Raw genomic sequence first — 23,780 nt, forward strand, 5'->3', positions numbered from 1 at the left:
TCTCTAAGCTCTGGCAAATATACGGGTCAGCGGAGACGTGGCCGAGTGGTCGAAGGCGCTCCCCTGCTAAGGGAGTAGGCCCGGAAGGGTCTCGAGGGTTCGAATCCCTTCGTCTCCGCCACCTACCAATTTCATTGATATGCAATGGGCGGCGATTTACGACTGTAAGTCCCTGGACGAGCGTAGTGATTTGCGGTCGTTGCTTTTTTCGTTTTTCTTCGATTTGATCGGCTTCTGTTCACATCGTGGTATAAAATGTGGTGCTTTCGATGGCTTGTACCTCTGGAAAGCTCACCAAGAACTTGGTCCGAACACTTGGTCCAGGGCGTCACGGTGATGGCAATGGGCTTTATCTCGTAGTTGATCCATCAGGGGCTCTGTTGCACAAATTGTGTGATGTGCGTGGTTACCCCTTCCCCGGACGGACTTATCCTGCAGCTTCCGTGACCGGTATGCCGAGCGCGGTGTAGCCGTTCAGGACGGCGATGCGGATCTGGACCTCGGCGGCCTGACGGTCGAAGTCCCGTGCCACGAGCCGCTGGCCCAACAATTTCATGCAGTGCATCCAATCGCCGGGAAAACGATTCCCCGGATCGTTTTCTGGCCCGGCTCATATCTCGACGCGGCTTCGGCGGTGGTATCCGCTCCATCGCCGCCAAAGGGCTCGGCCGAGGTATTTGGATGCGCGCAGGGCTTCGTTGCGAGCTCCGGCTCCGGCAGTGATAGTCTTCCACGGCTTCGCGTTCTTGCGGGGCGGAATGACCGCAGCAGCGCCGCGCTCGGCGATCACATCATGGCACTTGCGCGTACCGCAGGCGCCATCTGCCGTGACGCTACCGATCTCCTGTTCGTCGGGGATTTGGTCGGGAAGGTCAGGCAGGATCGGCGCTTGGGGCCGCCCGCTGCCCGGCAGCACATGCATGGCATGTGCGAGAGGGGGTTTGCGGGCGTGCCATTCGCCTTCACCTTCAACTTTGACCCCGGTGCTGTCCGCTGCCCGGCAGTGCATCACGCAGTGATGTCACGAGAGGGGATCAGCAGGTGCAGCGGCCCCTTGGAGCCGCGATAGGGGATGTTCACGGCCAGGCTCTTCCGGCGGCGGGACAGGGTGCTGAAGTCTGGCACCGTCCAGTAGAGACCGGCCAGCCGCAACAGGCTCTCGACGAACCCGGTCGCCTGCCGGAGCGCCATGCCGAACAGCAGCTTCATCGTCAGGCGGGTCTGGATGGCAGCATCGCTGTAGGTCTGCTGGCGGCCGCGCCTGCCTGCCGGCACGGCATCCCAGCTCATCCCGGGGTCGAATCAGATCGTCAGCGCGCCACGGCGCTTGAGTGCTTCATTGTAGGCTGGCCAGTTCCTGGTCCTGTAGGTCGAGGGTGTGGGTCTGTTCTTACATCCTAGCTAACACGCTGGTTTCAGAAGATGAATCCGTCACCGGATTTATGCAGCAGAGCTTCATCGGCGGCAAAGAAACTTTGCGGCAGATCCAAACTGACTTTGCCGAGTTGGTCTCGGAGCGGTTCGGGCTGGAGCGCGGCAGGGAACGGAGCCAGGCCAAGCACACTACCCTGCGTGAGTACTATGCGTTGGCGAACCAGAAACCAGAGCCCGATCTTGAGTTCGCACGGCTTGACCGCCTGTCATGCGAGTCCCACTGCGGCCGGTGCCAGGTTGATGGGCGGTTGCCTGCTCTTCTGATGATAGAGCGATGATCCGCGTTTGCAGTGCTGCGCGCGCAGATCCGTCGCGACGTGCGCGGCTTTTCCCATGGCCATTAGCAAACAAGTAGTTCACCGAGCTGATCAGATCTGGCGTTGCAGCCGTCATCTCATCAAGTGGCAAGAGCAGATCGCTGTGATCGGCCAATGTCGCCTCGGCTCCGTTTTCCGTCATGCGCCAATTGCGAACAAACCCTTCGGTGCCGCCGCCGCCCCACACAGACCCGGCCAGCATCAGAAATGTAGTCTTGCCGCGCGAGCTTTGCCTAAAGAGGTGAAATCCGCCACCTTGGCGATCCAGAAGCCGCAGCAAGGGGGGGCAAGCGCTGCACTGATAGCAAAACATGCACGGCTGTTACTTTCGGCGTAACAGGCGAGTTCGCGCCATTCCTCTAATTTTCCCGACTGTGCCAAGAAGTGCTGCCGCACGCTCATGTCGATCATGAGGTCGGTCTTAGACTGATCCGGCCGCAGATTTTTTTGCTGCAATGCAAAGCTATTACCATGCCAGCCAAGCCTGGTCGCAACGTCCATGATCCGCGCAGCGTTGGTTGCCGCCGCTGCACGGAAGGGCCCAGGGCCTTTGCTGCCGGGGTCAGAACCGCAGGGACAGGCAGGACATGCCGCCGTCCAGTTTGGCACAGTCGCTGTTGTCGATTTCAACAACCTGGTAGCCCGCCTTGTCGAGCATGTCTGCAGTGCGCGGGAAACCTGCTGCCATCAGCACCAGATTGTTGAACCTGATGGCATTTGCAGCCGCTTCCTCACCCTCGGCCACATGCAGCACACGGTAGCCTTTGAAGCAGCCGGAGGCGTCGAGGCGCTTGGTCGACAGGATTGTCTCGGCATCCATCAGCGAACAATCGGTCTTGAAGTGCAAGACGCCTTCCGGAGTGAAGACTTCGCGCAGTGTATGGCCCCAACCGGCGGCGATTTCAGCAAGTTCGGCTACACCTGCGGCGTCGGTGCGGTCGGAGCGGCCAACCAGGATTTCGGTGCCGGTTACCAGGATGTCGCCGCCTTCGATATGGCCGGGGCCTTTGATTTCGCGGATGTCGCCGTAGCAGCCGCGCAGGGCCGGGGCCATTTCAGCCACTTCACCCAGCCGCGACGGTGCGCCGGGGCGCATCAGGATGGCACCCTGAGGCAGGCACAGGGCGGTGTCCTCGACAAACTGCGCGTCGGGGAATGCGTCCAGCGGATCCAGTTCGATCACCTCGGCGCCGGTGCTGCGCAGGGCCGCGACATAGGCCGAATGGGCAGCCAGCATGCTGTCCAGATCCGGGTTGCCGATGTCCTCGGCGCGCAGTCCATTTGCAATGGAGGCGGCGGGGCGGCGGGTGATGGCGCGGGTGAACTCAAATGTGGGGTTTCGCATGGGGGTTACTCCTGTTCCGGAACGGATCCGGCAATGTCGATTTCAAGTAGGGAGGGGGCGCCGCGGGTGCTGGCCTCGCGGAGTGCGGCGGCTATGGTTTGCGGGTCCATGGGCACGCGGGTGAAGGGGATGCCAAAAGATTTGGCCGCGGCCTCAAAATCCGGCGGGGTCGGGTCGCAGCCAACCACGGGGACGTCCACGGCCTTCATTGAGGCGGCGATTTCGCCGTAACCGCGATTGTTCCAGAGGACAAAGGTGATGGGCAGGTCCTCGTCCACTGCTGCCATGATCTCTGGCAGCGAGAATTGCGCGCCGCCGTCGCCGGCAATGCAGATCACTGGTGTGTCCGGTGCGGCGATGGCGGCGCCGATCGCAGCGGGGATGCCAAAGCCAAGCGCGCCGTATCCGGTGGCGGCATTGAACCAGCCGCCGGGGCGGTCGTGGTCGTAGTAGAGGTTGCCGGCATAGATCGGCTGGGTGGAATCGCCGACCATCAATGAGCCGGGAACTGCGGCGCGCATGGCGTTCAGCACCTCGACCTGGCGGCGGTAGTCCGGTCCGATTTCCTCATAGGCAGCGGCGCGGGCGTGTTGCGCACGTTCAGCGCCCTGGCCTTGTTTCGCTGGTCCGGGCAGGGCGGAGAGAAGTGCCGCGGCGGCGTCTTCTGCGCGGCCCGTGATGGCCAGCGCGGTTTCATGCCGGGCCAGCTGTGCAGGGCAGATATCAACCCGGATCAGCCCTGCCATCCGGGGCATGCTGCCGGTGGCGTACATGTCATAGTCGGTTGGTCCCAATTCGGTTCCCAGGGCCAGCACGCAATCGGCGTCCCCGATCAGGGCGCGGGTGGCTTGCAGGCTAGGGCTGGCTGGAACGGTCAGCGGGTGGCCGTGCATCAGGCCGCGGGCGTTTACGGTTTGCACGACGGGGGCGTCCAGGCGTTCGGCCAGGGCTTGGAGGCCTGCACCCGCCGTCTTCATGCCGCCGCCGGCCAGGATTACAACATTTGCTGCCGCGGATAGCCGGTTTGCGGCCTTGGTGATCAGGTCCGGGTCCAGCTGCGGCGGGGGCGGGGGCAGTGCATTTGCGCCGTCGTCGGATGCGGCGCCTGCGACGTCCAGCGGGACCTGTATGTGCGTGGGGCCGGGGCGGCCGGCGGAGAAGGGGGCAAAAGCGTGATCCAGCGCTGTCTCCAATCCGGCAGGGTGCGCCACGTGTTCCGATGCCAAAGCCACGGTTTTGGCCAGGGCGTGCTGGTCCGGCAGCTCGTGCAGGTGGCCGAGACCCATGCCGAGGGTGCCGCTGGCGTTGACGCCCGAGACCACCAGCATCGGCACCGAATCCGCCCGCGCCTGGGCCATCGGGGTCAGCGTGTTGGTGAGGCCGGGGCCGGTGATCACAAAGGCGACGCCCGGCTGGCCGCTGACGCGGGCGTAACCGTCGGCCATGAAGCCTGCGCCCTGTTCGTGGCGGGGGGTGATGTGGCGGATGCCGGAATCTGCCAGCCCGCGGTAAAGCTCAACCGTGTGGACGCCAGGGATCCCGAACACGCAGGAAACCCCGCGTTTCTGCAACCCTGCGATCAGAGCCTCACCAACTGTTTTTGCGGTCATGCGACGCTCCTTGCCTTGCGGTTTGCGTGGGCGGTGATCCGGTCCAGGGCGGTGGCAAAGCTGCTGTCGTCAATTGTAAGCGCGACGCGCACCCAGTTTTTAAGGCTGCCGCCAAAGGCGGAGCCGGGCATCACGGCGACGCCGCTGTCCAAAAGATCCCAAGCGTAGGCATCACCGTCCAGGCCAGTGGCCGAGACGTCGATAAGGGCAAACATGCCGGCTTCGGGACGTTGGACGCGCAATTCTGTCTCGCTGTGCAAGCGCTGGACCAGCAGGTCGGCACGGGCAGCAAAACGGGCGGCCATGCCAGGGGCGACCGCGGAGCCATCGCGCACGGCTTTTTCAGTCATGTCAGCAATAAAGGGCTGATTGCCGAACAGCATGGTTTCCGACACTGGCAGCAGCGCGGTGCAGAAGGCCGCAGGCCCGGCGCACCAGCCGCTGCGAAAGCCCGGTGCGGCGTGGGATTTGGAGATCGATGAGACCGCGATCACCCGGTCCGCCAGGGCAGGATCAGAGAGCGGCGAGATGAACTCTGCGCCCTCGAAAATCAGATGCTCGTAGACCTCGTCAGAGATGATCCAGAGGTCATGCTTGATCGCCAGCGCGCCGATTTCACGCAGGTCTTCCGCGGTCAGGATGGCGCCGGTCGGGTTGTGCGGGGTGGTCAGCAGGATCGCGCGGCTGCGGGGTGTGATGCGCGCGGCGATGTCGCTGGCCTGCATCCGGAACCCGGCCTCAGGCCGCAGCGGCACAGGTACCATGTCCGCACCGGAGGCGCGGATCACACCCTCGTATGTCGCATACATCGGGTCGCCCACCAGCACCTCGGTGCCGGTTTCCGCAACGCCCTGCAGCACCGCATAAAGCGCAGTCTGGGTGCCGGGGAAGCAGAGGATGTTCTCCGGCCCGAAATGACGCCCGCGGCTGGCAGTATAGGCATCGGCCAGCGCGGCGCGCAGGCGGGCTTCGCCTCGCCCGTCGGAATAGCCGGTGCGGCCGGCCTGCATTGCCTGCGCGGCGGTCTGGATCAGGTCCGGCGGGGTGGGCACGTCAGGCTCGCCGATGGTCATCTCAACCAGATCGGCACCGGCTTCGGCCAGTTGGCGCGCCTTTAGGTGCACCTCCCATTTGCCACCGCCCAATCCGGCGAGCCGCTCGGTGATTGCTGTCAGCTTCATGACGTTCCCGCCCCTTGTTCCAAATCAAGTCCTGTCATTGCGGCAATGGATTGCCGCCCGATTTCTGCCAGTTCCTCCGGTGCAAAAGCATCGGGCAAGGCACCGCCCTCCAGCCACAGCCCGTCGATCAGCGCGTTGCAGGCAATCGCCAGCTGGCGCAGCCGTGCGGGCGGGGCCGGGCGGCCGGCTTCCTCGAGCGCTACGGTGATCAGCGCCTCCAGCTGGTCGCGGAAATAGGCATAGGTGCGTTCGTGCGTCGCCTTCATCTGCGGATCCTGCTGTACCTTGTTGAGGAAGCTGGCCCAAAGAGCGATGGCGCGCGGGTCCACCACCGGCGGCGTCAGCGAGGCATTCACCAAGGCAGTGAGCCGGGCCAGTGCCGTGCCTTCGGTGCCGGCAGCCGGGGCAAAGGTCTGGTCGGTCATGGCCGTCATGTGGTGTTCGTAGGCGGCGGTGATCAGCTCTTCCTTGGAGCTGAAATAATGCCGGATCAGCCCCTGGGTTACGTCGGCGCGCTCGGCAATGCCCCGCACCGTAGCCCCGCGCACGCCGTTTTCCGCCACCAGCTCCAGTGTGGCCAGAATCAGCGCTTCCTTCCGGGATTCGGCGGATTCGCGTTTGAATTTGCGGCGCTCGTCGGTCACCTCAGCTCCTGTTATTTGCCTGGCATAGAAATTATACGCTTGCATAATTACGCGAGTCGCGGCTTACTGCAATCGGAAAATTCGGGAAGACGCAACTATGGACACAGCCGCTGCCGCCTCATCAGCTTTGGAAACTGACGCGCGCCGGGAGGCGATCCGGGTTGAGGATCTGCACAAGTCGTTCGGCAATCTGGAGGTGTTGAAAGGCGTGTCGCTGACCGCCCGTCAGGGCGATGTGGTGGCGATCATCGGCGGCTCGGGGTCGGGCAAGTCGACCATGCTGCGCTGCATAAACTTTCTGGAGACGCCGAGTTCGGGCAAGATCGTGATCGGCGGCGAGGACGTGGCGATGCGGGGCGACGGCACCCCGGCCAATCAGAAGCAGATCGAGCGCATCCGGACCAAGCTGGCGATGGTGTTTCAGCAGTTCAACCTGTGGACCCACCGGACCTTGCTGGAAAATGTGATCGAGGTGCCGGTGCATGTGCTGAAAGTGCCCAAGGCCGAGGCCATCGCCCGTGCGCATGAATTGCTGAATCGCGTGGGTTTGGGCGGCAAAGAGGACACTTATCCCGCCTATCTGTCCGGCGGCCAGCAGCAGCGGGCGGCGATCGCCCGGGCGCTGGCGGTGGACCCGTCGGCGATGCTGTTTGACGAGCCGACCTCAGCCCTGGACCCGGAACTGGTGGGCGAGGTGCTGACGGTGATCCGCGATCTGGCCGCCGAGGGGCGCACCATGCTGCTGGTCACCCACGAGATGAAATTCGCGCGCGAAGTCGCGAACCACGTTGTCTATCTGTACCAGGGCCGCATCGAAGAGCAGGGACCGCCTGCCGAGGTCTTTGGCAATCCGCAATCAGAGCGGCTGAAGCAATTCTTAAGCTCGGTCGCCTGATCCACTACCACCACAATAATAATCAACTGGGAGAGAAGAATGAAACTGAAAGCATTGCTTGCCGCGGCCACCGCAGCCGCCGCCCTGACTGCTGGCGCCGCTGCTGCGGAACAGGTAAAGATCGGCATCGCCGCCGAGCCCTATCCGCCGTTTGCATCGCTCGACAGCTCCGGCAACTGGGTCGGCTGGGAGGTCGAGATGATCGGCGCAGTTTGCGCCGCGGCTGAACTGGACTGCGTGATAACGCCGGTGGCCTGGGACGGCATCATCCCGTCGCTGACCGGCCAGCAGATCGACGCCATCATGGCCTCTATGTCGATCACCGAGGAGCGGCTGAAGACCATTGATTTCAGCGATCCCTATTACAACACACCGGCGGTGATCGTGGCGGACAAGTCGATGGATATCGCGCCGACCCCGGACTCGCTGGCGGGTAAGATCGTGGGCATTCAGGCCTCGACCATCCACCAGGCCTATGCGCAGGAGTACTTTAAGGATGCCGAGCTGAAGGTCTATCAGACCCAGGATGAAGCCAACCAGGATCTGTTTGCGGGCCGCATCGACGCGACTCAGGCGGACAGCATCGCAATGGCGGACTTCGTGGGTTCCGATACCGGCAGCTGCTGCGAGATCAAAGGCGCGGTTGCTGATGATCCGGCGATCCTGGGCCGCGGTGTCGGCGCTGGTGTGCGGCAGGGCGATGACGCACTGCGCGAGGCGCTGAACAAGGGTATCGCCGCAGTCCTGGCCGATGGCACCCATGAGAAGATCACTGCCAAATACTTCACCACCAGCATCTACTAAGCTGCTGCCATGACCGGACTGTTCGAATTACTGGGCCTTGGCGCCAGCGCAGAGCTGCTGTCGCTGTCGGGCTGGGGAGGCAACCTGCTGCGTGGGCTTGCCAATTCCTTGCAAATCGCCATTGGCGCCTATGGGCTGGGGCTGGTGATCGGGCTGTTCGGAGCTTATGGCAAACTTTATGGCGGGAAGGTCACGCGCGATCTTCTCGCCATTTACACCACGGTGATCCGGGCGGTGCCGGAACTGGTGCTGATCCTGATCCTTTATTACGTGGGCAGCGATATCATCAACAAGATCTCCGAAGGCTTGGGCGGCGGCCGGGTTGAGATTAACGGCGTTGCAGCCGGTATCTGGGTTTTGGGTGTGGTGCAGGGGGCCTATGCCACCGAAGTGCTGCGCGGCGCCATCCAGGCGGTGCCGGTGGGCCAGATCGAGGCGGCGAAATCCTATGGCATGCCGGGTTTCATGATCATGCGGCGGGTGACGATCCCGGCGATGATGAGCTTTGCGGTGCCGGGGCTGGCAAACTTGTGGCTGATCGCCACCAAGGACACCGCGCTGCTGGCGGTTGTCGGCTTTAATGAGCTGACGCTGGAGACCCGCCAGGCGGCCAGCAGCACGCGGGCCTATTTCACCTTTTTCCTGGCGGCCGGGTTCCTTTATCTGATGGTGACGCTGTGTTCCGGCGCGGTCTTTGCCCGGATTGAAAAATGGGCGCGGCGCGGCCAGCCCTCGCTGAGGGGGGGCACGTCATGACCGGCCTCAGGGATCTGATGCAGCCGCACCGTATTGTGATGATGCTGATCTTTGCGGCGCTGGTGATCTGGTGCGCGGTTTCGCTGCGCTGGGATTGGCTGCCGAAGTATGCGCCGCTGGCGCTGGAAGGGCTGTGGACCACAATCTGGATCCTGGCGGCATCCCTAGTCATAGGTTTCCTGCTGGCGGTGCCGCTGGGGCTGGCACAGGCCGTTGGCCCCTGGTATCTGTCTATTCCTGCGCGCACCTTCTGCACTATTATCCGCGGCACGCCTTTGCTGTTGCAGATCTGGCTGCTTTATTACGGGCTGGGCTCGCTGTTTCCGCAGTTTCCCTGGATCCGCTCATCCGAGCTGTGGCCGTACCTGCGGCAGGCCTGGCCTTATGCAGTGCTTGCACTGTCGCTGTCTTATGCGGGCTATGAGGGTGAGGTCATGCGGGGGGCGTTTTCCAGTGTTGCCAAGGGGCAGCTGGAGGCGGCGAAATCCTTTGGCATGCCGCGGTTCACCATGTTCCGCCGGATCTGGCTGCCGCAGGCAATCCGCAATGTGCTGCCAACCCTGGGTGGTGAAACCATCTTGCAGCTGAAGGCGACGCCGCTGGTGGCGACAATCACGGTGGTCGAGATCTACTCGGTATCCTCCCGCGTGCGGTCAGATACATTCATTGTCTATGAGCCGCTGTTGCTTCTTGCCGTGGTTTATATGGCGATTGCGGGCGTGATAACCCTGGCCTTCCGGCGGTTCGAGAAAGGCTGAACTGACGGGCTGTTAGCCTGTCATCCGGACCCTGGTCAAAGGGTCCGGAATCTCTGATTTATCTGACATACATCAAATAACGGCACTGCAGTTCCCTCTAGTGTCAGCGGCGAATGCAGCAAGAGAATCTTGTAACAGATGCCGCGCAACTTTTTCATATCATCGTTTTGCCGCGCCGGGTTTTTCCGGCGGCTGACGGGTGTGTGCGCCATTTTCATGCTGGTGCTGCAAACAGCGTTCCCCGGTGCGGCACAGGCTGCGGCGGGCGGTGATTGGATCGAGATCTGCGGCGAATTCGGCGTGGTGGAAATTCAGATCGCTTCCGCGGACAGCAGCGAACCGCAGGATTGTCCCAAATGCAGCACCTGTCCGCTGTGCGCTGCTGAAAACGGGGCCGGGCCTGTAAGCGTCCTGCGCTCTGGCATCAGCCGGGCTGCCGGCTGCGCCGTGCTGCTCCCTGCGGAAACCGCGGTGCAGCCGAACCCGGCGCAATACTGGCATGAGGGCCGCGGGCCTCCGTTGGTCGCAGAAACAGAATCCGAACGCGCCCTGCGCGCGTCCGTGGCAGCCACTCTAACGAAAGGAGAGGCGCCATGGTCCTGACACGCGCCTTCCGGGGCTGGATGACAGCCCTTGTGATGACAATAGCCGCGCTTTTTGCTGCAGCGGCTGAGGCAGACAGCCTCGATAGCTTCCTTACAGAATTGAAACCTGCAGACCTGGTGCCCGGCGCCGAGGCCTTTGGCCCGGTGCGCAGCGATGTGCCGGTTGCGCCGGTTCTGAAGGCGGGCGAAACAATCGCCTATGCCTTTCTGACCTCCGATTTCGTCGGAACCACCGGGTACAGCGGCAAGCCGATCCATGTGGTGGCCGCGATTGACACCGATGCGGTGCTGACCGGCGTGAAGCTGGTCAAACACTCGGAACCGATCGTGCTGATCGGCATCCCGAACGCCAAGATGGTCAAGCTGACCGAAAGCTACGCCGGGCTGGACCTGAAGGCCGAGGCGGCGGCGGGCGGCGATGCCCATGATCTCGACATCATCTCGGGTGCGACGGTGACCATTATGGTGATCGACGACAGCCTGGTGCGCGCCGGGATCAAGGTGGCGCGGGCGCTGGGGCTGGGCGGGCTGTCGCCGGTGCAGGCGGACGGGCCGAAGCGCGAGGTCGATATGGCCCGCGAGGAAGTCGCGGATTGGACCGCGCTGGCAGGCGACGGCTCGGTCCGGCGGGTGACGCTGGACGTGGGCCAGATCAACGCGGCCTTTGAGGCCACGGGCGACAGCCGTGCGATCAAACGGCCTGAGGCCGGAGCGCCGGACGATACTTTCATCGATATGCAAATGGCGCTGGTTTCGGTGCCGTCGATCGGCAAGTCGCTGCTGGGCGAGGCCGAGTACCGGAACCTGAAGGCCTGGCTGAAGGAGGGTGAGCATGCCATTCTGGTGCTGGGGCGGGGCAGCTACAGCTTCAAAGGGTCGGGCTATGTGCGGGGTGGTATCTTTGACCGGATTCAGCTGATCCAGGGCGATGCTTCGGTGCGGTTCTTTGACAAGCAGCACAAGCGGCTGGGGGGATTGGCCACGAGCGACAGCCCCAGCTTTGGTGAACTGGACCTGTTCAAAATCCCGGCGGATGCGGAATTTGATCCGGCCGAACCGTTCCGCCTGCAGCTATTGGTGCAGCGGTCGGTGGGGGCGCTGGAGCGGGCGTTCCTGACCTTTGATCTGGGCTACAAACTGCCGGAGCAATATCTGCTGCCTGCCGCACCTGCACCCAAGATGGTGGCGGATGACACCGGCGAGGCTGCAGCAAAGGCAGCCCTGTGGCAGCGGATCTGGAAGGACCGCACACTGGAGATCGGGGTTCTGGGTGTGATGCTGCTGGTGCTGACAGGGGTTTTCTTCTTCCAGTTCCAGGCCACCGCGAATGCGCGTGTCTTTTACTGGTTCCGCATCGGATACCTGACCGTCACCCTGGTGTTTCTGGGCTGGTACGCCAATGCGCAGCTGAGCGTGGTGAACCTGATGGCGCTGGCAGGCAGCTTGCGGGGCGGGTTTTCCTGGGATGCTTTCCTGCTGGATCCGCTGGTCTTCATCCAGTGGTTTGCCGTGGCCGCCGCGCTGCTGTTCTGGGGGCGGGGCGCCTATTGCGGCTGGCTGTGCCCGTTCGGCGCGCTGCAGGAGCTGACCAACAAGATCGCCCGTGCGTGCCGTGTGCCGCAGATCACCCTGCCGTGGGGCCTGCACGAGCGCCTGTGGCCTGCGAAATACATGATCTTCCTCGGGCTGTTCGGTATCTCGATGGTGTCGATCCCGCTGGCGGAAACCTATGCCGAGGTGGAGCCGTTCAAGACCGCGATCATCCTGAAGTTCGTGCGTGACTGGCCGTTTGTGGTATTTGCGCTGGTGCTGCTGGGGCTGGGTCTGTTCGTTGAGCGGTTCTATTGCCGCTACCTGTGCCCGCTGGGGGCAGCTTTGGCGATCCCGGCGCGGGTGCGGATGTTCGACTGGCTGCGCCGCTACAAGGAATGCGGCAGCCCCTGCCAGACCTGTGCCAATGAGTGCCCCGTTCAGGCCATTCACCCCACCGGTGAGATCAATCCGAACGAATGTGTCGACTGCCTGCATTGCCAGGTTCTGTATCAATCCGAATCCAAATGCCCGGTTGTGATCAAACAGCTGAAACGCCGGGCCAAGACCGGTAGCCCGGCACCAGACGTCACTCTGGGCAGGCCGCCCGCCAATCACCCCAACGCGAACAGGACAAAAGTTTCCTGAAGGAGGACATCATGTCTGAAGATCTGAAAAATAAACTGCCCGTCACCCGCCGCGGCCTTCTGGGGGCGACTGCCTCTGGTGCCGTGCTGGCGGCCACTGGCGCCGGCTCCGCGCTGCTGGGGGCCAAACCCGCGCAAGCGGCAAGCGGTGTGAACCTGGCACCGGGCGAACTGGATGAATATTATGGCTTCTGGTCCTCGGGCCAGACCGGCGAGCTGCGTATCCTGGGCGTGCCGTCAATGCGGGAGTTCATGCGGATCCCGGTGTTCAACCGCTGTTCGGCCACCGGCTGGGGCCAGACCAACGAGTCCCTGAAGATCCTGACCGAGGGCCTGCTGCCGGAAACCAAGGAATTCCTGGCCGCCAACGGCAAGGTTACCTATGACAACGGCGACCTGCACCACCCGCATATGTCGTTCACCGATGGCACCTATGACGGCCGCTTTATCTTTATGAACGACAAGGCCAACACCCGTGTCGCCCGGGTGCGCTGCGATGTGATGAAATGCGACAAGATCATCGAGATCCCCAACGCCAAGGACATCCACGGTCTGCGCCCGCAGAAATTCCCGCGCACCGGCTATGTCTTTGCCAACGGTGAGCACGAGGCGCCGCTGATCAATGACGGCCAGATCCTGGATGATCCGTCGCAGTATGTGAACATCTTCTCGGCCATCGACGGCGACACCATGAAAGTCGCCTGGCAGGTGATCGTCTCGGGCAACCTGGACAACACCGACTGCGACTATCAGGGCAAATACGCCTATTCGACCTCCTACAACTCGGAAATGGGCATGACCCTGGCCGAGATGACCGAGAATGAGCTGGACCACGTTGTTGTTTTCAACATCGCGGCGATTGAGGCAGCGATTGAGGCCGGCAACTACGAAGAGCTGAACGGTGCCAAAGTTGTCGATGGGCGCAAGGACGCGCCGGGCAAGCTGACCCGGTATATCCCGATCCCGAACTCGCCGCACGGCATCAACACTGCGCCGGACAAGAAGCACGTCTGCGTCAACGGCAAGCTGTCCCCGACCGTATCGGTGATTGATGTCGAAAAGCTGGACGCGCTGTTTGATGCGGATGCCGATCCGCGCTCGGCAGTGGTTGCCGAACCGCAGCTGGGCCTTGGCCCGCTTCACACCGCCTTTGACAACCGCGGTTATGCCTACACCACCCTGTTCCTGGACAGCCAGGTGGTGAAATGGGACATTGCCAAGGCGATCGAAGCCTATGCCGGCGCTGATGTGGACCCGATCCTGGACAAAGTCGACGTGCAGTATCAGCCGGGCCACAACTCCACCTCGATGGGGGAGACCGCCGAGGCGGACGGCAAGTGGCTGATCTCGATGAACAAGTTTTCCAAGGACCGGTTCCTGAACGTCGGCCCGCTGAAGCCCGAGAACGAGCAGCTGATCGATATTTCCGGCGATAAGATGACGGTGGTCCACGACGGCCCGACCTTTGCCGAGCCGCATGACTCGATCATCGTGCACCGTTCCAAGGTGAACCCGGTCAACCTTTGGGACCGCAACGACCCGATGTGGTCGGACGCGCGTGCACAGGCCGAGGCAGATGGGGTGGATCTGGACGACTGGCAGGACACCATTGTGCGCGACGGCGACAAAGTGCGGGTTTACATGACCAGCCAGGCGCCGAACTTCAGCCTGGAGAAGTTCACCGTCAAGCAGGGCGACGAGGTCACCGTCTATGTCACCAACCTGGACGACATCGATGACCTGACCCACGGTTTCTGCCTGTCGAACTTCGGCGTTGCGATGGAGGTCGGGCCGCAGGCAACCGCTTCCGTGACCTTCAAGGCCGAACGCCCGGGCGTGCACTGGTACTATTGCCAGTGGTTCTGCCACGCGCTGCACATGGAAATGCGCGGCCGGATGCTGGTTGAGCCGCGGAGCGCGTAACCGATGAAACGGCTCCTGCCCATTTCTCTGGTTGCGGCCCTGACCGGCCTGGCGCCCGCGTGGGCGGCGGATTGGGAGGTGCCCAACCGGGCAGGGGCCATTGCTGAAATACTGGCGCAGGCGGCGGATGGCGACACCCTCCGCCTCGCCGCCGGCGAATATGCAGAAACTCTGGTGCTGGACCGGCCGGTCATTCTGGACGGGCGGGGTCACGCCACCTTGGACGGTCAGGGCCAGGGATCGGTGATCACCGTGACTGGGCCAAGCGTGACCGTGCAGAACCTGACCGTTGTGGGCTCCGGCTCCTCGCATCAGGGGATCGACAGCGGCATCAAACTTACCAAGACGGCGAAGGCGCCGCAGATCCTGAACAATGTGCTGCTGGGAAACCTGTATGGCGTGGATATTCACGGCGCCAAGGACAGCCTGGTGCAGGGCAACCGGATCGAAGGCCGCTTGGACCGCCATATGAATGCCCGCGGCAATGGGGTTTACGTGTGGAACGCGCCGGGCGCGGTGGTCGACGGCAATGACATCCGCTTTGGCCGCGACGGGATCTTTGTGAACAGTTCCAGGAAAAACAAGTTCACCAACAATGTGTTCCGCGATCTGCGTTTTGCGGTGCACTATATGTACGCGGACAATTCCGAAGTTTCCGGCAATGTCTCGATAGGCAATCACCTGGGCTATGCGGTGATGTTTTCCACGCGCGTCAAGGTGACGGGAAACGTCTCGCTGAATGACCGCGATCATGGAGTGATGCTGAACTACGCCAATCAGGGCGAGTTCCGGGGCAACTATGTAAAGGGCGCCAAAGGAAAATGCACCTTCCTCTACAATGCGCACAAGAATGATTTCTCGGGCAATTGGTTTGAGGGTTGCGGCATTGGCATCCATTTCACCGCGGGCAGCGCGGGCAACCGGATGGTGGGCAATGCCTTTGTCGGCAACCGGCATCAGGTGAAATTCGTCTCCACCAAATGGGTGGAATGGTCTGAGGCGGGCCAGGGTAACTATTGGTCCGATTTCGCGGGTTTTGATGTGGACGGGGATGGCATCGCCGATGCGCCCTACCGTCCGAATGACAGTATGGATCATGTGCTGTGGACCCAGCCGGCGGCGAAGCTGCTGATGGGCTCACCCGCGGTGCAACTGGTGAAGTGGTCGCAATCGGCCTTCCCGGCGCTGCTGCCGGGCGGGGTGATCGACAGCCACCCGCTGATGCGGCCGGAACGGCCAGAGGCCGCCAGAAAGGTTGAACAGGATGGATAAGGCAAACAGCCCGCTGCAGATCCGCGCGCTGGACAAGTTTCGAGGCAAAACCCAGGTTCTGCATGGCATCGAACTGGACATTGCACCGGGCGAGCGGCTTGCTTTGCTGGGCCACAACGGCGCCGGCAAGTCGACGCTGATCAAGGCGGTGCTGGGCCTGATCCGGCATGAGGGCGGCAGCATCCGTATCTGCGGCGCGGCGCCCGGCAGTGCGGCAGCGCGTTCCGCCACCGCCTTTCTGCCCGAGGCAGTCAGCTTTCACCCGGCACTGACCGGGCATGAACAGCTGTCGCTGTTTGCCCGCCTGGCCGGGGAGCGCCCGGATATTGGCGGATTGCTGGAACGTGTTGGGTTGGGTGAGGCCATGCACCGCCGCATCGGTGCCTATTCCAAGGGGATGCGGCAGCGGCTGGGTTTGGCGCAGGTGCTGTTGGGCCGCCCGAAGCTGGCGCTGCTGGATGAACCGACCAGCGGTCTGGATCCGATCTCGCGCCAGGACCTGTACGCCATCATCAATGAATTGGCAGAGCAGGGCGCCGCAGTGCTGATTGCCAGCCACGCGCTGACCGAGGTGGAGGCGCGCACCGACCGTATCGCCATTCTGCGCAAGGGGGTGAAGGTGGCGGATGACACGCTGGCAGGCCTTTCGGCCCAGGCCGGGCTGCCGGTCAAGCTGAGGGTGCAGGCGCGTGCATCGCAAGCGGACCGGATCGCAATTGAAACCGGCGGGCGCCGTATCAATGGCGCCTCGGTCGAGATCCTGTGCAACCCGCAGGACAAGATGGCCGAGCTGCGCAAGATTGCGGCCATGGGCGATGCGGTGGCGGATATCGACATGGTGCCGCCGCGGCTGGAAGACCTTTACCGCCATTATTCAGGGGAGGACCGCAAATGAGACGCGCCTTTGCCATTGCCCGCGCCGAGATGCTGATCCTGCGCCGCAACCGCTGGCTGTTCATGGCCACGCTGATCATGCTGGCCTTCGCGCTGGCGCTGTCCTTTGCCGGTTCGGCGCCGACGGGGACGCTGGGGGTGGATATGCTGACAGTGTCCGTCGCCTCGATGACCACGCTGTCGGTCTATCTGGCGCCGCTGCTGGCGCTGATGATGGGGTTTGATGCGGTGGCCGGGGACCGCGACAGGGGCAGCCTTGCACTGCTCCTGGCCTATCCCGCGGGGCGGGCAGAGATCCTGTTGGGCAAGCTGATGGCGCATCTGGCCGCACTGGCGATTGCGATGATCATCGGTTTTGGCGCGGCGGGGGCTGTTGCCGCCTGGTTCGGCGGCGCGGGGCCTGAAAGCCTGCTGGCGTTGGGGCGGCTGGTGCTGACCTCGATCCTGCTGGGAGCCGTGTTCCTGGTGCTGGGCTATGCGCTGTCGGCGCTTTCCAGCGGCGCCACTGCCGCGGCTGGCCTGTCGGCGGGCGTGTGGCTGATGTTTGTGGTGCTTTATGACCTCGGGCTTCTGGGCGCCGTGGTGATGGACAGCGGCGGAGTGTTCACCCAGAAAATCTTCCCTTGGGTGATGGTCGCCAACCCGGCGGATGCGTTCCGGCTGTGGAATGTCGCCGCCTCGGAAAGCGTGGCGCTGTCCAGCGGCATGGCTGGCGCTGCCAGTGCCTTGCCCGGCTGGGCCGCGCCGCTGTCCTTGCTGCTGTGGCCGGCGCTGGGCTTCGGTCTGGCCTGCGCCGCGTTCCGGAGGGTGGAGCCATGAGACACCTGATCCTGGCTGCCGCGCTGGTCTTGTCTGCCTGTCAGGAAGAGGAGGCCAAGGCGCCGCCAGCGCCGGTGGAGCTGACGGAGGTGGCGCTGAGCTATTTTTGCCAGATGAATGTCTCCGAACACGGCGGGCCGAAGGGGCAGATTCACCTGGATGGCTTCCCTGTGCCGCTGTTTTTTGCCCAGGTGCGCGATCTGGCGGCCTATGTCAAAAGCCCGGAGCGGGATGCGGAGATCACTGCCATCTATGTCAGCGACATGGGCGCGGCGCCCAGCTGGGCGCATCCCGGCACCATGAACTGGATAGATGCCAAGGGCGCGCATTTCGTCGTAGGGTCGAATGTGGCTGGCGGCATGGGGGCACCGGAAGTTGTGCCTTTTGCCACGCCTGAGGACGCCGCCCGGTTTACGGAGCGCTATGGCGGTACTGTTGCCGGGTTCAACAGTATTCCCGATGACGCAGTGCTGGGGCCGGTTGATCTGGACCGGCAGCTGGAGACGCCGTCCTGAGGGCTGCGTCTCCTGACAGTTTCAGACCGTTTCCGGCAGCAGCCGCAGTTCGGCGGCGATGGCATGGCCCTCCATGCCTTCCATCCGGCTGATGCGGGCGGTGCGCTGGGCCAGCTCATGCGAGGCAGCGGCGTTGCAGCGCTGCCAGGTCACCGTCTTGGTGAACTTGTGCACCGACAGCCCGCCAGTGTACCGTGCAGCACCGCTGGTCGGCAGCACGTGATTGGGGCCTGAGGTCTTGTCGCCAAAGGACACCGTGGTCTCCTTGCCCAGAAACAATGAGCCATAGGCCGACAGGCGGTCCAGCCACCAGTCGAGATTTTCCGCCTGCACTTGCAGGTGCTCGGGCGCGTAGCGGTCGGCCGCCTGCGCGGCCTCTTCGCGGCTATCGCAGAGGACCACCTCGGCGCGTTCGTGCCAGGCGCGGTGGGCGGCAGAGAGATTGGGTTCAGGCAAGCGGTCGATCAGCGCATGCACCCGGGCGATGACCCCCTCGGCCAGGGCCTCATCAGTGCTGACCAGCCAGACCGGGCTGTCGGCGCCGTGTTCGGCCTGGCTGACCAGATCCCAAGCAACGGTTTCAACATCGGCAGTGTGATCGGCAATCACAAGCGAGTCGGTGGGGCCGGCAAACATGTCGATGCCGACCTCGCCGAACAGCATCCGTTTGGCCTCGGCCACATAAGAATTACCGGGGCCAACCAGAATATCGGCAGGCTGAGCGCCGAACAGGCCCTGGGCCATGGCGGCAATGCCCTGCACCCCGCCCAGGTTCAGGATCACGTCGGCGCCGCAGAGATCCATCGCATAGATGATGGCGTCGGGAATGCCGGTTCCGGGGCGGGTTGGCGAGACTGCGGTGATGTGGGGAACGCCGGCCACCTTGGCGGTGGTGATGGTCATCAGCGCGCTGGCGATATGGCTGTAGCGGCCACCTGGCACATAACAGCCGGCACTGGAAACCGGGATCTGCTTCTGGCCCGCGATCAGGCCTGGAATAACCTCAACCTCGCAGTCGCCCATTGTGGCCTTCTGCGCCTCGGCAAAGCGGCGGACGTTGGCATGGGCGAACTGGATGTCCTCCTTCATCTGCTGCGAAACCCGGTTGCAGGCCGCACGGCGCTGGGCGTCGGTTACCACAATAGGGCCGGTCCAGCCGTCGAGTTGTTCCGCGTAGCGGCGCACCGCGTCTTCGCCTTCACGTTCGATATTGGCCAGCATCCCGGCGACTGTATCGCGGATACCGCTGTTTTCGGCAGCGGGGCGGGGCTGGGCCTGTTTGAGGTAGGTGATTGCCATTGGGGTCAGCTCATTTCCATTGGAGGGCCGCCGGATGTGCCGGGGCAGCACGGCGCGGGTTGCGCCTAAAACAGCGCCGTGCAGGCCGACCGGTCAAGCTGCGGCTTGCAGGTTTCGAAAAACACGAATGTTTGTTTCTAATTGCCGGACAGCCTAATTCCCTTTTGCTGGGAGAGTGCGGAATTCCTCGGCCAGCCAGGGAAAGCGTTCGCTGATAGGATCTGTAAAATGGTGGCGCAGGGATTTCTGCAAGGCCTGGTGGATCAGTTGCGAAGTGGCCGCAGGATAGACGCTGGTGGTGAACAGCGACACCGTGCGGGCAAAGCTCTTACCGGGGAAGCGTACAACCTTGACCTTGTCGTGAAAGCGCTGGGCGCGGTGGTAGCTGGCAGCGGTGGTGACGGTCCAGCCGCTGCCCTCGGAGACCAGACCGACAATCGACTGGTTGCACTCCAGCTCAAACCGGTTGGGAAGAGAGATCTTGAGCCGGGTCAGCTGGGTTTCGATCTGTTTGCCGATGGTGTGATCGCGGGAATAGCGCAGGAAGGGCAAAGATGCATCGGCTTTGGTCAGATCCTCGACGCTGCCGGAATACCCGGTGGGCACCACCAGAATGAAGGGATCGCGCATCAGCGGGTATTCGATCAGATCCGGCAGCAGCCCGGCCGGACGGGTGGCGACGCCGGCGTCCAGTTTCTGCTCCTGCAGCTTTTCAATGATTTCGTGGCTGGGCCGGGTGTAATGGCGGAAACTGCAGCGGGGCAGCGCGGTAGACAGGAACTGAAACAGTTCCGGGCCGACCTCGTTGTCGAAATCGTCAAGCAAGGCCATCCGCAGATCGGTGGCATGCTGCCAGCTGCCTGAGCGGATCTCGGCCTCGCCGCGTTTAAGCGTCATCAGCCCGTCAAATACATAGCGGGCATAGACCACGCCTGCAGGCGTCAACCCCATCGGGCGGCGGGTGTGGTCCACCAGATCAACACCAAGCGCGCTTTCCAGGCTGCGCAGGTGATTGGACACGGTGCTGATCGACAGGCCGGTTTCCGCGGCGGCCTTCTGTATTGATCCCGACTTGGAGATCAGCTGGAACACTTCCAGCCAGCGTAGACTCAGCGTCTTTTGCATATGCGTCCTCCCTTGCGCTTTGCATATGCTATCCACAGGTTTGCGCCAATGCATCCGTAGAAATCAAATCTAAGTTTTGCTTTTATCGAAAGCGTGATTTTCTGCTATAGCGAAGCGGCTTCCCGGATATGGTTTGCCGTGTAAAAATCAAAGCCATGAGGCTCGCAATGAACGGGCCCGGCGAATTAACTGGGAGACCTTTCAATATGATCAAAAAGTACCTGCTTTCAACAATCTGCGCCGCCGCTGCCTCCATCTCTGCTGTGAATGCCTCTGATTTGGATGAGATTACCGTGGCCTATTTCCTGGAATGGCCGATGCCGTTCCAGTTTGCCAAGGCCAATGGCACCTATGAGGAGGAACTGGGCGTCAAGATCAACTGGGTGTCGTTCGACACCGGCACCGCAATGTCGGCGGCGATGGCGTCGGGCGATGTGCAGATCGCGGTGAGCCAGGGCGTGCCGCCGTTTGTGGTTGCAACCTCCGCCGGCCAGGACATCCAGATTGTGGATGTCGCCGTCAGCTATTCCGACAACGACAACTGTGTGGTGGCCGAGGCGCTGGAGATCGACAAGACCAACGCAGGCGAGCTGGCGGGCAAGAAAGTGGGTGTGCCGATCGGCACCGCTGCACATTATAATTTCCTGTCGCAGATGTCGCATTTCGGTGTTGATATCGGCTCGATGGAAGTCGTCGACATGGCGCCGGCGGACGGCGCGGCAGCCTTTGCCCAGGGCAACCTGGACATGGTCTGCGGCTGGGGCGGCGCGTTGCGGCGGATGGTGGAGCATGGCAATGTGCTGTTGACCGGCGCTGAGAAGGAAGAACTGGGCATTCTGGTGTTTGATGTAACCAGCGCACCGGCAGGGTTCATCGCTGAGGATAGCGAACTGTTGAGCAAATTCCTGAAAGTGACCGCAGATGCCAACGCAATGTGGAACTCGGGTGATCACAAGGACGAGATGCTGCCGGTGATTGCCAAGGATGCCGGTATGGACCTGGGCGATGCCGAGGCCACAATTGCCACCTTCAACTTCCCCTCGGCCGAGGATCAGCTGTCCGAAAAATGGCTGGGCGGCGGCGCTCAAAGCTTCATGAAGGGCGTGGCGGATGTGTTTGTGAATGCGGGCAGCATCGAAGCGGCGCTGGAGTCCTATGACGGCGCCGTCGACAGCGCACCACTGGACGCTGCGCTGAACTGAGCCAGGGCAATCTGGTGCACGACAATCTGATGAAGGTGAACGGCCCGGTTACCGGGCCGTTTGCATCCGCAGCTTAAGCAGGAAGGGGGAGAGATGTCAGGATTGGACATCAAGGGTGTCTCCATGCGTTTTGATCTGCCCAATGGCAGTTCTGTCCAGGCGCTGAAAGACGTCTCATTGAGTTTAAAAGCGGGTGAGCTGATGTCGGTGCTGGGGCCTTCGGGCTGCGGCAAGACCACGCTCTTGAACATTCTGGCCGGGTTTTTGGCCCCGACGGAAGGCGCGATTGAACTGAACGGCCATGGTGTCACCGGGCCGGATGCCGAACGCGGCATGGTGTTCCAGAAAGGCGCGCTGTTTGAATGGATGAACGTGCGCGACAACGTGGAATTCGGGCCGCGCATGAAAGGCATGGCGCGGGCGGAACGGGAAAAGATCTCTGACCGGCTGCTGGATATAGTCGGCCTGCAGGATTTCAAGGAAAAGGCGGTATATGAGTTGTCGGGCGGCATGCAGCAGCGTGTTGCCTTGGCCCGCTGCCTGGCAAATGAGCCGGACGTGATCCTGATGGACGAACCGCTTGGCGCGCTGGACGCGCTGACGCGGGAGAAGATGCAAGGCCTGGTGCTGAAGCTGTGGAAAGAGACTGGCAAGACCATCATCCTGATCACCCACTCGGTCGAGGAAGCGCTGCTGCTGGGCGAGCGTCTGATCGTGATGGCGCCGCGCCCCGGCCGCATTCACCGCGAATACCAGCTGCCCTTTGCGGAACGCGGGGTGAATGCCGATCTGCGCGACGTCAAGAAATCCGAAGGCTTTGCCGAGACCCGCGATGAGATCCTCTCGATGATCTGGGAAATGGAAGAGGAGATCATGGGCCGGACGGAGCAAGTTGCATGACAGTACTACTGTTCTATATCGCGCTGTTTGCCGGTGCTTTTTTTCTGGTTCAGCTTATCCGCAAGGGGATGCGGTCGCAGCAGGATTTCACCAGCTTGAAAACCGTAACGTTCGGCGATGAAAGCGCCGTGACGCCGGACCGGGCGGCCTCGATCATCTCGGTCCTTGTGATCTTTGTGATCTGGGCGGCCTTTACCGGCTCCAAGCTGCTTCCCATTCACGTGCCGGGGCCCTTTACCGGCGAAACCACATTCACCTACACATTGGAGAATGCTGACGGGGCCACCGATGACGCAGACATCACGGTCAGGGTGGCCGGGTTTGGTGAAGAAAGCCCCAAGTTTGAGGTGGAGCCGGGCGATGGTTTTGCCAAGAACGATGGACTGGCGGCACAGGCCGGGCGCTCTACCACTCTGATCTTTGACCGTAATGACGAGGTCAAGCGCAAGGAAGGCGCAAAGATCGTCGCTATCAACGGCGAACCCATCGGCCCCGGAACACAAGTGGACGCTGGCGACGGGACGGTGACGCTGACCGGCAAAGGAGCAATCAGTTTTGCGCCGCATAGCGGGTTGCAGATGAACCCGATCTGGCTGCCGGCGCCGGAAACGGTGGTGGCGCGGTTCTTTGAGATTGCCTCGGAAGGCTATCAGAACTTTTCGTTGTGGCAGCATTTGGGCTGGTCGCTGACACGGGTGATCGTGGGTTTTGTGACCGGGGCAATTGTCGGCATTCCGCTGGGTTATGCCATGGGGCTGTCGGGCTGGTTCCGCGGCTGGTTCGACCCGATTGTCGAGTTCATGCGGCCGGTGCCGCCGTTGGCGCTGATCCCGCTGGTGATCATTTGGTTCGGCATCTGGGAAACCGGCAAGATCGTACTGCTGTTCTTGGCCGCGCTCTGGATCATGACGATTGCGGCGCGGGCCGGGGTTTCCGGGGTGAATATCTCGAAAATCCACGCGGCCTATTCGCTGGGCGCGTCCAAGTGGCAGATCATGCGCCATGTGATCGTGCCGAACTCGCTGCCGGAGATCTTTACCGGTGCGCGGGTGGCGATGGGGGTTTGCTGGGGTACCGTTGTGGCCGCCGAGCTTGTTGCAGCGCAAAAGGGTGCGGGGATGATGATTATCGCCGCCTCAAAGTTTCAGCTGACGGATATCGTGATCATGGGGATCGTGCTGATTGGCATCATCGGCTATGGCATCGACATCCTGATGCGCATGGCCGAGAACTGGCTGGTGCCGTGGAAAGGCCGCAGCTGATCTGAGAATCTGTTACACAAACGAAAGCGCCCGGGGAATTCCC

At 62.4% G+C, this 23,780-nt stretch carries 21 protein-coding genes, 1 tRNA gene and 1 pseudogene; 15 read left to right on the forward strand and 8 right to left on the reverse strand.

The genetic code is table 11. The features are described 5' to 3' along the window. Positions 1 to 31: 31 nt before the first annotated feature. Positions 32 to 121: transfer RNA gene (locus L1069_RS08425), tRNA-Ser, on the forward strand. 306 nt (positions 122 to 427) lie between these two features. Here L1069_RS08425 and L1069_RS08430 read toward each other — a convergent pair. The 6 genes and pseudogenes from L1069_RS08430 to L1069_RS08455 form a co-directional block, all read right to left on the reverse strand. Beyond that, positions 428 to 1,389: pseudogene (locus L1069_RS08430) on the reverse strand (IS5 family transposase); the annotation flags it as partial. A gap of 563 nt (positions 1,390 to 1,952) precedes the next feature. Then, the gene (locus tag L1069_RS08435; RefSeq protein ID WP_237455358.1) at positions 1,953 to 2,252 is read right to left on the reverse strand and encodes a DUF927 domain-containing protein; all 300 of its coding nucleotides are present in this window, start codon (positions 2,250 to 2,252) and stop codon (positions 1,953 to 1,955) included. Between the two features lie 61 nt (positions 2,253 to 2,313). Next, positions 2,314 to 3,096, reverse strand: a complete 783-nt coding sequence (locus L1069_RS08440; protein ID WP_237455359.1) for an arginine deiminase family protein — start codon at positions 3,094 to 3,096, stop codon at positions 2,314 to 2,316. Between the two features lie 5 nt (positions 3,097 to 3,101). After that, on the reverse strand, positions 3,102 to 4,706 hold the full coding sequence (locus L1069_RS08445) for a 5-guanidino-2-oxopentanoate decarboxylase (protein ID WP_237455360.1): 1,605 nt from the start codon (positions 4,704 to 4,706) through the stop codon (positions 3,102 to 3,104). Further along, positions 4,703 to 5,887, reverse strand: coding sequence for a pyridoxal phosphate-dependent aminotransferase (locus L1069_RS08450; protein ID WP_237455361.1), 1,185 nt, complete (start codon positions 5,885 to 5,887; stop codon positions 4,703 to 4,705). The genes L1069_RS08445 and L1069_RS08450 overlap by 4 nt, the downstream gene beginning before the upstream one ends. After that, positions 5,884 to 6,531: a TetR family transcriptional regulator C-terminal domain-containing protein gene (locus tag L1069_RS08455; RefSeq protein WP_237455362.1), complete on the reverse strand. Its 648-nt coding sequence runs from the start codon at positions 6,529 to 6,531 to the stop codon at positions 5,884 to 5,886. The genes L1069_RS08450 and L1069_RS08455 overlap by 4 nt, the downstream gene beginning before the upstream one ends. A 97-nt stretch (positions 6,532 to 6,628) precedes the next feature. Between L1069_RS08455 and L1069_RS08460 the strand changes: the two genes are divergently transcribed. From L1069_RS08460 to L1069_RS08510, 11 genes are all read left to right on the forward strand, one after another. Then, positions 6,629 to 7,426 carry an ATP-binding cassette domain-containing protein gene (locus tag L1069_RS08460; RefSeq protein WP_129371921.1) on the forward strand — a complete coding sequence of 266 codons (798 nt, stop codon included), beginning with the start codon at positions 6,629 to 6,631 and terminating at the stop codon, positions 7,424 to 7,426. 39 nt (positions 7,427 to 7,465) lie between these two features. Further along, positions 7,466 to 8,230: a transporter substrate-binding domain-containing protein gene (locus L1069_RS08465; protein ID WP_129371920.1), complete on the forward strand. Its 765-nt coding sequence runs from the start codon at positions 7,466 to 7,468 to the stop codon at positions 8,228 to 8,230. Between the two features lie 9 nt (positions 8,231 to 8,239). After that, a complete protein-coding gene (locus L1069_RS08470) occupies positions 8,240 to 8,986 on the forward strand; it encodes an ABC transporter permease subunit (RefSeq protein WP_129371919.1) in 747 nt (248 codons plus the stop codon). Continuing rightward, complete coding sequence (locus L1069_RS08475; RefSeq protein WP_237455363.1) at positions 8,983 to 9,744, forward strand: ABC transporter permease; 762 nt, start codon at positions 8,983 to 8,985, stop codon at positions 9,742 to 9,744. Before L1069_RS08470 ends, L1069_RS08475 begins: the two co-directional genes overlap by 4 nt. A 138-nt stretch (positions 9,745 to 9,882) precedes the next feature. Then, positions 9,883 to 10,347 carry a hypothetical protein gene (locus tag L1069_RS08480; protein ID WP_237455364.1) on the forward strand — a complete coding sequence of 155 codons (465 nt, stop codon included), beginning with the start codon at positions 9,883 to 9,885 and terminating at the stop codon, positions 10,345 to 10,347. Next, positions 10,338 to 12,527 carry a NosR/NirI family protein gene (locus tag L1069_RS08485; protein WP_237455365.1) on the forward strand — a complete coding sequence of 730 codons (2,190 nt, stop codon included), beginning with the start codon at positions 10,338 to 10,340 and terminating at the stop codon, positions 12,525 to 12,527. The genes L1069_RS08480 and L1069_RS08485 overlap by 10 nt, the downstream gene beginning before the upstream one ends. A gap of 11 nt (positions 12,528 to 12,538) precedes the next feature. Next, a complete protein-coding gene (nosZ, locus tag L1069_RS08490; RefSeq protein WP_237455366.1) occupies positions 12,539 to 14,449 on the forward strand; it encodes a TAT-dependent nitrous-oxide reductase in 1,911 nt (636 codons plus the stop codon). Positions 14,450 to 14,452: 3 nt separating this feature from the next. Then, positions 14,453 to 15,721 carry a nitrous oxide reductase family maturation protein NosD gene (locus L1069_RS08495; protein ID WP_237455367.1) on the forward strand — a complete coding sequence of 423 codons (1,269 nt, stop codon included), beginning with the start codon at positions 14,453 to 14,455 and terminating at the stop codon, positions 15,719 to 15,721. Further along, on the forward strand, positions 15,714 to 16,616 hold the full coding sequence (locus L1069_RS08500) for an ABC transporter ATP-binding protein (RefSeq protein ID WP_129371913.1): 903 nt from the start codon (positions 15,714 to 15,716) through the stop codon (positions 16,614 to 16,616). Before L1069_RS08495 ends, L1069_RS08500 begins: the two co-directional genes overlap by 8 nt. Further along, positions 16,613 to 17,434 (forward strand): ABC transporter permease subunit, encoded by an 822-nt coding sequence (locus L1069_RS08505; RefSeq protein ID WP_129371912.1) that lies wholly within the window; start codon positions 16,613 to 16,615, stop codon positions 17,432 to 17,434. The genes L1069_RS08500 and L1069_RS08505 overlap by 4 nt, the downstream gene beginning before the upstream one ends. After that, entirely contained in the window at positions 17,431 to 17,949 is a 519-nt protein-coding gene (locus L1069_RS08510; protein ID WP_237455368.1) for a nitrous oxide reductase accessory protein NosL, read from the forward strand. The genes L1069_RS08505 and L1069_RS08510 overlap by 4 nt, the downstream gene beginning before the upstream one ends. A gap of 21 nt (positions 17,950 to 17,970) precedes the next feature. On the opposite strand, the gene hisD is transcribed toward L1069_RS08510, so the two are convergent. Both hisD and L1069_RS08520 read right to left on the reverse strand, forming a co-directional pair. Further along, positions 17,971 to 19,248, reverse strand: coding sequence for a histidinol dehydrogenase (gene hisD, locus L1069_RS08515; protein WP_237455369.1), 1,278 nt, complete (start codon positions 19,246 to 19,248; stop codon positions 17,971 to 17,973). A 153-nt stretch (positions 19,249 to 19,401) separates the two neighbouring features. Continuing rightward, positions 19,402 to 20,373, reverse strand: a complete 972-nt coding sequence (locus L1069_RS08520; protein WP_129371909.1) for a LysR family transcriptional regulator — start codon at positions 20,371 to 20,373, stop codon at positions 19,402 to 19,404. Between the two features lie 206 nt (positions 20,374 to 20,579). On the opposite strand from L1069_RS08520, the gene L1069_RS08525 reads away from it, so the two are divergent. The 3 genes from L1069_RS08525 to L1069_RS08535 all read left to right on the forward strand — a co-directional run bounded on the left by L1069_RS08525 (position 20,580) and on the right by L1069_RS08535 (position 23,737). Next, complete coding sequence (locus L1069_RS08525) at positions 20,580 to 21,575, forward strand: ABC transporter substrate-binding protein (RefSeq protein WP_237455370.1); 996 nt, start codon at positions 20,580 to 20,582, stop codon at positions 21,573 to 21,575. Between the two features lie 93 nt (positions 21,576 to 21,668). Further along, positions 21,669 to 22,475: an ABC transporter ATP-binding protein gene (locus tag L1069_RS08530; protein WP_237455371.1), complete on the forward strand. Its 807-nt coding sequence runs from the start codon at positions 21,669 to 21,671 to the stop codon at positions 22,473 to 22,475. Continuing rightward, a complete protein-coding gene (locus L1069_RS08535; RefSeq protein ID WP_134830454.1) occupies positions 22,472 to 23,737 on the forward strand; it encodes an ABC transporter permease subunit in 1,266 nt (421 codons plus the stop codon). The genes L1069_RS08530 and L1069_RS08535 overlap by 4 nt, the downstream gene beginning before the upstream one ends. Positions 23,738 to 23,780: the final 43 nt, after the last annotated feature.

The sequence above is a fragment of the Leisingera sp. MMG026 genome, assembly GCF_021654205.1.
Lineage (GTDB): Bacteria > Pseudomonadota > Alphaproteobacteria > Rhodobacterales > Rhodobacteraceae > Leisingera.